This is a genomic window from Burkholderia sp. JPY481, assembly GCF_038900515.1.
GTDB classification, from domain to species: Bacteria; Pseudomonadota; Gammaproteobacteria; order Burkholderiales; family Burkholderiaceae; genus Paraburkholderia; species Paraburkholderia youngii.
Genome location: NZ_JAYMRT010000007.1, coordinates 355,919 through 364,453 on the forward strand (window position 1 = coordinate 355,919; position 8,535 = coordinate 364,453).

Annotated in this window: 10 protein-coding genes; 8 read left to right on the top strand and 2 right to left on the bottom strand. The window is 62.1% G+C overall.

Annotation, left to right across the window (positions count from 1 at the left end):
* Positions 1-64 precede the first annotated feature (64 nt).
* The 8 genes from VSR82_RS19795 (at position 65) to ureG (ending at position 6,487) form a co-directional block, all read left to right on the top strand.
* The gene (locus VSR82_RS19795) at positions 65-934 is read left to right on the top strand and encodes an urease accessory protein UreD (RefSeq protein ID WP_368585911.1); all 870 of its coding nucleotides are present in this window, start codon (positions 65-67) and stop codon (positions 932-934) included.
* A 214-nt stretch (positions 935-1,148) separates the two neighbouring features.
* Complete coding sequence (locus VSR82_RS19800) at positions 1,149-1,961, top strand: transporter substrate-binding domain-containing protein (RefSeq protein WP_368585910.1); 813 nt, start codon at positions 1,149-1,151, stop codon at positions 1,959-1,961.
* Positions 1,962-2,071: 110 nt separating this feature from the next.
* Positions 2,072-2,374 carry an urease subunit gamma gene (ureA, locus tag VSR82_RS19805; RefSeq protein WP_008923043.1) on the top strand — a complete coding sequence of 101 codons (303 nt, stop codon included), beginning with the start codon at positions 2,072-2,074 and terminating at the stop codon, positions 2,372-2,374.
* 25 nt (positions 2,375-2,399) lie between these two features.
* On the top strand, positions 2,400-2,705 hold the full coding sequence (locus VSR82_RS19810) for an urease subunit beta (RefSeq protein ID WP_013088655.1): 306 nt from the start codon (positions 2,400-2,402) through the stop codon (positions 2,703-2,705).
* Between the two features lie 87 nt (positions 2,706-2,792).
* Positions 2,793-4,499 carry an urease subunit alpha gene (gene ureC / locus VSR82_RS19815; RefSeq protein WP_429460679.1) on the top strand — a complete coding sequence of 569 codons (1,707 nt, stop codon included), beginning with the start codon at positions 2,793-2,795 and terminating at the stop codon, positions 4,497-4,499.
* Positions 4,500-4,501: 2 nt separating this feature from the next.
* The gene (gene ureE, locus VSR82_RS19820) at positions 4,502-5,137 is read left to right on the top strand and encodes an urease accessory protein UreE (protein ID WP_429460681.1); all 636 of its coding nucleotides are present in this window, start codon (positions 4,502-4,504) and stop codon (positions 5,135-5,137) included.
* A complete protein-coding gene (locus VSR82_RS19825; protein WP_429461936.1) occupies positions 5,124-5,804 on the top strand; it encodes an urease accessory protein UreF in 681 nt (226 codons plus the stop codon). Before ureE ends, VSR82_RS19825 begins: the two co-directional genes overlap by 14 nt.
* Positions 5,805-5,824: 20 nt before the next feature.
* Entirely contained in the window at positions 5,825-6,487 is a 663-nt protein-coding gene (gene ureG, locus VSR82_RS19830) for an urease accessory protein UreG (protein WP_429460683.1), read from the top strand.
* A 1,132-nt stretch (positions 6,488-7,619) separates the two neighbouring features.
* Here ureG and VSR82_RS19835 read toward each other — a convergent pair.
* Positions 7,620-7,925, bottom strand: coding sequence for an N-acetylmuramidase domain-containing protein (locus VSR82_RS19835; RefSeq protein ID WP_498858000.1), 306 nt, complete (start codon positions 7,923-7,925; stop codon positions 7,620-7,622).
* The coding region (locus VSR82_RS19840) for an N-acetylmuramidase domain-containing protein (protein ID WP_498858001.1) at positions 7,925-8,535 on the bottom strand (611 nt) is incomplete at its 5' end. The genes VSR82_RS19840 and VSR82_RS19835, both read right to left, overlap by 1 nt.

The window sequence follows — 8,535 nt, forward strand, 5'->3', positions numbered from 1 at the left end:
CGCGGCTCTCGCGCCGCGACCCGCGTGCTATCCTCGCCGCACGCCGGTTCCCCCTTTCATCCGCATGTCGCTCCACGAAAACCACGCCACGCTCGCCACCGCTCACTCACCGTGGCGCGCGCGACTCGAACTCGGCTTCGTCGGCGGCGACGCTCGCACGACGCTTGCGCACCGGCTGCACGATGGGCCGCTGCGCGTGCAACGGCCACTCTATCCGGAAGGCCCGGCGATCTGTCACGCGGTGATCGTGCATCCGCCCGGCGGCGTCGCGGGTGGCGATCAGCTCGACATCGACATCACCCTCGGCGCGCACACGCATGCGGTGCTGACGACGCCGGGCGCAACCAAGTGGTACAAGTCGAACGGCCGCGCGGCGCGGCAGCGCATTGCGCTGCAGGTCGGCGAACAGGCGAAGCTCGACTGGCTGCCGCAGAACAACATCGTGTTCGATCACGCGAACGCGCAACTCGATTTTTCGCTGACGCTCGGCGCCGGCGCGAGCGCGATCGGCTGGGATGCAACGCAGCTCGGACGCCAGGCGGCCGGCGAACGCTGGTCGGCGGGTAGCTTGCGCGCGGTGTCGCGTATCGTCGGCGCGAATGGCGAGCCGCTGTGGTTCGAACGCGCGACGCTTAGCGCCGACGATCCGCTGCGCGACGCGCCGCAGGGCCTCGCGGGCTTTCCGGCCTACGGCACGCTGTGGGCCGTAGGCGCTGCTTGCGACGACGCGCTCGCCGAGTCGCTCACCGCGCAACTGCCGTTCGACGACACGTTGCGAGCGGCAGCCTCGTGCGTGACCAACGGCGTACTGCTCGTGCGCGCGGTGTCACGCTCGATGGAAACGCTGCAGCACGCGCTCACGCGCTGCTGGCTGCAATTGCGGCCGGTTGTGCATGGTGTCGCGGCGGTGCCGTTGCGGATCTGGTCGACCTGAGCGCGCGGCTTCCCGCTTTCGTCTTCAATGCCCTCCTCACGCACCAAGGCGGCGCACGCGCACGCCCCAAGCATGTGCGCGAACCGGCGCAGCATGCCGCCCAATCGGGGCGATGCACGATGGCACACAGCTTGCATTGGATTCGCCACTTCGCGGCCGGACACGAAGAAGCCAGCCACGACCCGACTCCAACGACACCACCACGCTCACGCCAATGACCCGCACTCTGTCCCGCTCCGCGCGCCGCGCCTTGCTGGCCGCGCTACTCGCCCTACCCATCTTCGCCGACCTCGCGTTTCACGCGGGCGCCGCGCACGCCGACACGCTCGACAACATCGCCAAGGCCGGCGTGCTGAAGGTCGCCGTGCCCGAGGACTATCCGCCGTTCGGCTCGGTCGGTCCCGACATGAAGCCGCAGGGCTACGACATCGACACCGCCGCGCTGCTCGCCAAAGCGATGAACGTGAAGCTCGAACTGGTGCCGGTCAACAGCGCGAATCGCATTCCGTATCTGCAAACGGGCAAGGTCGATCTGGTGATCTCGTCGCTCGGCAAAACGCCTGAGCGCGAGAAGGTGATCGACTTCTCGAGCGCGTACGCGCCGTATTACCAGGGCGTGTTCGGTCCCGCCGATATCAAGGTGAGCGCTCCCGCCGATCTGACAGGCAAGACGGTCGGCGCAACGCGCGGCGCGCTCGAGGAAATCGGTCTCACACAGATGGCGCCGAACGCGACGATCAAACGCTTCGAGGACAACAACGCGACGATCGCCGCGTTCCTGTCCGGCCAGGTGCAGCTGATCGCGGCCGGCAACATCGTCGCGGCCGCGATCCTCGCGAAGAACCCGTCGCGCCGTCCGGAACCGAAGTTCGTGATCAAGAACTCGCCCTGCTTCGTCGGCATGAACAAGAACGAGCCGCGCCTGCAACAGAAGGTCGATGCCGCAATCGCGCAGGCCAAACACGACGGTACGCTCGGTGCGATGTCGAAGAAGTGGTTCGGCGCTCCACTGCCCGCCGACCTGTAATCGTGCAAGCGCGTTTGTAAGCGCGCCGTTAGCCGGGCTTGATACCTTGACCGGCTGATGGCGCGACGAGCACGCCGCCACGACACCTCAACGCCGAGACCCACACCCCGATGAAGCTGACACCTCGCGAGAAGGACAAGCTGCTGATCTTCACCGCCGCGCTGCTCGCCGAACGGCGCCGCGCGCGCGGCCTAAAGCTGAACTATCCGGAGGCGGTCGCCTTCATCACCGCCGCGCTGATGGAAGCCGCGCGCGACGGCAAGAGCGTCGCCGAGGTGATGCACTACGGCACCACGCTGCTCACGCGCGCCGACGTGATGGAGGGGGTGCCCGAAATGATCCCCGACATCCAGGTCGAAGCGACGTTTCCCGACGGCACCAAGCTCGTCACCGTCCATCATCCGATTCCCTGAACTCCTCTTCGTCAAGGCAGGCCCCATGATTCCCGGCGAACTCCTCATCGACGACGGCGAGCACGAACTGAACGCGGGCCGCGCGACGGTCACGGTGGTCGTGTCGAATACCGGCGACCGTCCCGTGCAGATCGGCTCGCATTACCACTTCTACGAAGTGAATGACGCGCTGTCGTTCGATCGCGAAGCGGCGCGCGGCTTTCGCCTGAATATCGCGGCGGGCACCGCGGTGCGCTTCGAGCCCGGCCAGGAGCGCACGGTAGAACTCGTCGCGCTGGCGGGCGAGCGCGTCGTGTACGGCTTCAACGGCAAGGTGATGGGCAAGCTGTGATGCGCTGCCCGCGCCCTCGCGTTTCGACCGCCCTGCTCCGCCTTGCGTTGCTTGTAGCTCGCTTGTAGCTCACTCCGGACCCACACCATGACACTACGCATTGGCCGCCGCGCGTACGCGGAGATGTTCGGCCCCACCACCGGCGACCGCGTGCGCCTCGCCGACACCGAACTGCTGATCGAGATCGAGCGCGACTTTACGACCTACGGCGAAGAGGTCAAGTTCGGCGGCGGCAAGGTGATCCGCGACGGCATGGGCCAGTCGCAGCGCGTGCATGCCGATGTCGTCGATACCGTCGTGACGAACGCGGTGATCCTCGATCACTGGGGCATCGTGAAGGCCGACATCGGCATCAAGGACGGCCGCATCGCGGCGATCGGCAAGGCCGGCAATCCGGACATCCAGCCGAACGTGACGATCGCGATTGGCGCGGCCACCGAAGTGATCGCCGGCGAAGGGCTGATCGTGACCGCGGGCGGCATCGATACGCACATCCACTTCATCAGCCCGCAGCAGATCGAGGAAGCGCTCGCGAGCGGCGTGACGACGATGCTCGGCGGCGGCACCGGCCCCGCGACCGGCACCAATGCGACGACCTGCACGCCAGGGCCGTGGCATCTCGAGCGCATGCTGCAAGCGGCCGACGGCTATCCGATGAACCTCGGCTTTCTCGGCAAGGGCAACGTGAGCCAGCCGGCACCGCTGACCGAGCAGATCGCCGCGGGCGCGATCGGCCTGAAGCTGCACGAGGACTGGGGCACGACGCCCGCGGCGATCGACAACTGTCTTTCCGTCGCCGACGATACCGACACGCAGGTCGCGATCCACACCGATACGCTGAACGAAGCGGGCTTCGTCGAAACGACGGTGGCCGCGTTCAAGGGCCGCACGATCCACACGTATCACACCGAAGGCGCGGGCGGTGGACATGCACCGGACATCATCAAGGTGTGCGGCGAAACGAACGTGCTGCCGTCGTCGACGAATCCGACGCGGCCCTATACGGTCAACACGCTCGACGAGCATCTCGACATGCTGATGGTGTGCCATCACCTCGATCCGTCGATTGCCGAAGACATCGCATTCGCCGAATCGCGGATTCGCCGCGAGACGATCGCGGCCGAGGACATCCTGCACGATCTCGGCGCGCTGTCGATGCTGTCTTCCGATTCGCAGGCGATGGGCCGGGTCGGCGAAGTGATCATCCGCACGTGGCAGACCGCGCACAAGATGAAGGTGCAACGCGGCGCGCTGCCCGAGGACAACGCGCGTCACGACAATTTCCGCGCGAAACGCTACGTCGCGAAGTACACGATCAATCCGGCGATCACGCACGGCATCGCGCACGAGGTCGGCTCGATCGAGCCGGGCAAGTGGGCCGATCTGGTGTTCTGGGAGCCGGCGTTTTTCGGCATCAAGCCGTCGCTGATCCTGAAGGGCGGCATGATCGCGATGGCGCAGATGGGCGACCCGAATGCATCGATTCCGACGCCGCAGCCCGTGCATTATCGCGAGATGTTCGCGACGCGCGGTGGCGCGCTCGGTCGCACGTCGCTGACTTTCGTGTCGCAACTCGCCGCCGATGCGAACGTCGCCGAACGCTATGGTTTGGAAAAGCGCATCGTCGCGGTCAAGAACTGCCGCAACGTGACGAAGGCCGACATGATTCACAACGCGTGGCGCCCGAACATCAGCGTCGATCCGGAAACCTACCAGGTGATCGCCGACGGCCAGTTGCTGAGCTGCGATCCGGCCACCGTGCTGCCGATGGCGCAACGCTATTTCCTGTTCTGATCATGCGTACACTGAACAAACTTCTCGCGCCGCATCTGAAGATCGCGCCCGTACTCGTCAAGCGAGCGCCGACGTTGACGCTCGCGTTCGATGAACGTCGCAAGAGCCGTCTTGCCGCGACGCTCGATAACGGCGAGGAAATTGCATTGCTGTTGCCGCGCGGCACCGTGCTGCGCGATGGCGACATGCTCGTCGCCGATGATGGCGGGCTCGTGCGTGTCGTTGCGGCTGACGAAGCCGTGCTTGTGGTACGCGCTTCGGACGCGTTAACGTTGACGCGCGCCGCGTATCACCTCGGCAATCGTCATACGCCGGTCGAAGTGGGCGCCGATTATCTGAAGCTCGAATACGATCCGGTGCTCGCCGACATGCTCGAGCGCATCGGCGCGACGCTCGAGCGGGTGTCGCTGCCGTTTCAGCCTGAGGCCGGCGCATATGGCGGTGGGCACAAGCACGGGCACGATGAGACTTTCGCCGAGGACTATGCGATCGCACAGCAGGTGTTTGGTGAGCATCATGGGCATGAGCATGCGCGTGAAGGCTCTTCGCACTCGCACTCGCAGGACCACGATCATGACCACGTGCACGACGAATCGTGCGGACATGGGCATCACTCGCATCACCATGCGCATCGCTGAACTGACCGCGCTGCTGCATCTCGCGTCGCCGGCGCTGCCGATCGGCGCGTTCAGCTATTCGCAGGGTCTCGAAGCGGCGATCGAAGCGCAACTCATCACCGACGCCGACTCCGCGCGCACGTGGATCGAACGCGGGCTGACCGACGTGCTCGCGCGCGGCGAGTTGCCATTCCTCGCGCAGCAGATCGAACGCTGGCGCACGCACGACGCGATCGAACTCGCCGACGCCAACGCCGAATTTCTAGCGAGCCGCGAGTCCGCCGAACTGCGCCGCGAAACCGAGCAGATGGGCTGGTCGCTGCGGCAGTTGTGCGTGTCGCTCGAATGGGGCGATGCAGCGAGGCGCGAAACGCTCGCGTCGCTGACGCCGCTCGCGCAGCCGAGCGCGTTCGCATTCGCCGCCTACGCGCATGATGCGTCCACCGATGCCGCGCTCGCCGCCTATGCGTTCAGCTGGGTCGAGAACCAGGCCGCCGCCGCGTTGAAGGCGGTGCCGCTCGGCCAGCTCGCGGGGCAGCGCATCATCGTCGCGCTGCGCGAACCGCTCGATGCGGCCGTCCCGCGCGCGCTCGCCATTTCGCGTGACGATCTCAACACATTCGCGCCGCAGCTCGGCATTCTGTCGGCGCGCCACGAGTCGCAGTATTCGCGGCTCTTCCGCTCGTAACACGATTCCCACGATCCATCATGAACGCACCTCATCATCCGGCTCCCCATACCTCGACCCAGACCCGCACCAAGAAGCTGCCGCCGCTGCGCGTGGGCGTCGGCGGCCCGGTCGGCTCGGGCAAGACCACGCTGCTCGAAATGCTGTGCAAGGCGATGCGCGACCAGTACGACCTCGTCGCGATCACGAACGACATCTATACGAAAGAGGATCAGCGTCTGCTGACGGTCGCGGGTGCGCTGCCGGCCGAACGCATCATGGGCGTCGAGACGGGCGGCTGCCCGCACACGGCGATCCGCGAGGACGCGTCGATCAACCTCGAGGCCGTCGACCGCATGCTCACGCGTTTTCCGGACGCGGACATCGTGTTCATCGAATCGGGTGGTGACAACCTCGCGGCAACCTTCAGTCCGGAGCTGTCGGACCTGACGATCTACGTGATCGATGTCGCGGGCGGCGAGAAGATCCCGCGCAAGGGCGGACCCGGAATCACGAAGTCGGATCTGCTCGTGGTCAACAAGACCGATCTCGCGCCGCTGGTGGGCGCGAACCTCGACGTGATGGCGTCGGATGCGAAGAAGATGCGCGGCGAGCGGCCCTTCGTGATGTGCAATCTGAAGGCGCTCGAAGGGCTCGACGAGGTGGTGAAGTTTATTGAAAAGAAGGGGTTGTTGAAGGTGTGAGGGGAGGATTTTTATTCTCGTCAAAAGAATATCGCTTACGTATAGCCTCCTCGGCCATTCCGGAATCGAGGCAATGCCAATAAAACCTCCGCGTGACTTCGTCGCAATCGCCACCCTGAGTCACCAGTCGAAAGCCATGAGTGAGGATCGCCTTTTGACGGTTTTGGCGCTAGCCATGTGGGACCAAGTGTCGCCCCCAATCTACAGGCCTCACTAGTCGCGACAAACCATGTAAATATGAGACTAACCTATGACAGCGCAATTTTTTCTCTACATTTTGCAATTCAGCGATCCATAAGGTTTGAAGGAGATGTCTGATTCATGGTTGAGCGAATTACTTGCGGGACCGGCCCAAGGTCTTGAATTTCCGCGAATGCAAGAGGCCGGGAAGCGTATGCAAAAACAGGTTGCACAGGCCGCCCAAGAATTAGCAGCATCGCTTTCATTGGCTACCCTCAGTCCGCCACTTTAGAACATACCCTATTCAAGACAAGATCGAATACTGGCATACCTTGAGCTCCGAATTTTCCTTTCCGCCGTAAGCCAGACTGGGCCGTCATGGTGATACGCGTCTGTCATCCAAAAATATCCCTCCCAGTGCCGACCGACGGTCCCAGCGAGCTAGACAGCTGAGTTGAAAATCAAGAGCACCCTAGTGCGCTACTCGCATCGCACTTCAAATGATCAATAACGTTTGAGAGATGATCTACCACTTTAGATTGGCATTTAATCTGCACTTCATCGCCTCCACGACGAGCAACGGCAACTCCATAACGTGGAACCCGAGATTCAGTTGCATCATAGCTCCTAAACACCGAATACTCGTACCCCCCCTTCACGAAAGAAATTCGCGCATAATCAACATCCGCCCGAAAATAATGATTATAAGTAAAGCCATTCTCGCTCGCCTCGTTTGCGGAGTACGCCATCTCTATATTTCCAACCCCTCCAAACAGATATGTCATTATCTTTGTTCGATTATCCACACACAAAGCGATCTTCTTTGATTCTCTAGTTGCACAGGAGAAAATCACTGATTCTTCCGGAGCGCATAGCGAACGGGCAGCAAAAGCATCCCCGCAAGTTGCATTTGCAAAAAAAATCCCAATACAAATCCAGTATCTTATCAATCTCATTTTCCACCTAACTCCCGATAATTTCTCGTGATCGTCGCATCATAGCCCTGCTGGGCGGGCCCGTTATATCGAACTGCAAACGCGTGCCAATCCTCATTGCAAATGGCCTTCGTTAAAATCGGATCCGCCTTTATAAATGAGACAAACGCCCTAAGTTGATTAGATTCCGACTGACTTACCGATGCAACATAGTCTTGCACTCTTTGAAAGCCCGCGGCCTTGAAGTTGCTCCCCAATATCTGAAATCGTCCCCAGGATGCGGAGAGCAATGCCGCGGTTTGGTCAAGTGCGTAAGCTTCCATCATTTCTCATATTGAATTGCCTTGATTCCGTAGCCCCCTTGTGTGGGATTGGAAATGTGAGGATGGCTTTGATCGAATTTGCCATGGGTAGCACGATGAAATAGATGTCGCTCAAAGAGAATGGCTGGCACCAGATCATCCCCTGAAGCCAAATCTTGGCCTGGCTTGAAGTAGGCGCCTGACGAACCGGATTCCGTTTTTGCAACAGCCTTTATTGCGTGCGAGTGACAGCCCAGTTCTGTAGCCGCCTCTGCGTAGTCTCTTTCATTAAGCGACTGACCACTGTATTTCCACAAAAACTGCAGTTCGATTCGTTGACCCTGAATGGTAATGAATGGATGCGCCTCTCTCCGCGCAAAATTCCCCACCAGCCCGATCGGATTGATGTGATACACATCCGATCCGGGGAAGCCAGGGACGCCCGCCGCCACCTCGTCCCACCACACCAGCTTCGCGATGCGCTTCTTCTCCTCCTCATGCTCGGGCCTGTGTCCGGTGCGCTCTTCGATGGCACTGACCAGCGCCTGCCACTTCGCCGGATTGGCCCATTCACTTTCGTGTTTCGCGATGAGGCGCGATGCGCGAAACGCGGCCCACGGAAATCCGGAAC

Excerpts from the sequence above, each read along its gene's own strand:
- VSR82_RS19795 (WP_368585911.1), top strand. The coding sequence starts at position 65 with ATGTCGCTCCACGAAAACCACGCCACGCTCGCCACCGCTCACTCACCG.
- VSR82_RS19800 (WP_368585910.1), top strand. The coding sequence starts at position 1,149 with ATGACCCGCACTCTGTCCCGCTCCGCGCGCCGCGCCTTGCTGGCCGCG.
- ureA (WP_008923043.1), top strand. The coding sequence starts at position 2,072 with ATGAAGCTGACACCTCGCGAGAAGGACAAGCTGCTGATCTTCACCGCC.
- VSR82_RS19810 (WP_013088655.1), top strand. The coding sequence starts at position 2,400 with ATGATTCCCGGCGAACTCCTCATCGACGACGGCGAGCACGAACTGAAC.
- ureC (WP_429460679.1), top strand. The coding sequence starts at position 2,793 with ATGACACTACGCATTGGCCGCCGCGCGTACGCGGAGATGTTCGGCCCC.
- ureE (WP_429460681.1), top strand. The coding sequence starts at position 4,502 with ATGCGTACACTGAACAAACTTCTCGCGCCGCATCTGAAGATCGCGCCC.
- VSR82_RS19825 (WP_429461936.1), top strand. The coding sequence starts at position 5,124 with ATGCGCATCGCTGAACTGACCGCGCTGCTGCATCTCGCGTCGCCGGCG.
- ureG (WP_429460683.1), top strand. The coding sequence starts at position 5,825 with ATGAACGCACCTCATCATCCGGCTCCCCATACCTCGACCCAGACCCGC.
- VSR82_RS19835 (WP_498858000.1), bottom strand. The coding sequence starts at position 7,925 with ATGGAAGCTTACGCACTTGACCAAACCGCGGCATTGCTCTCCGCATCC.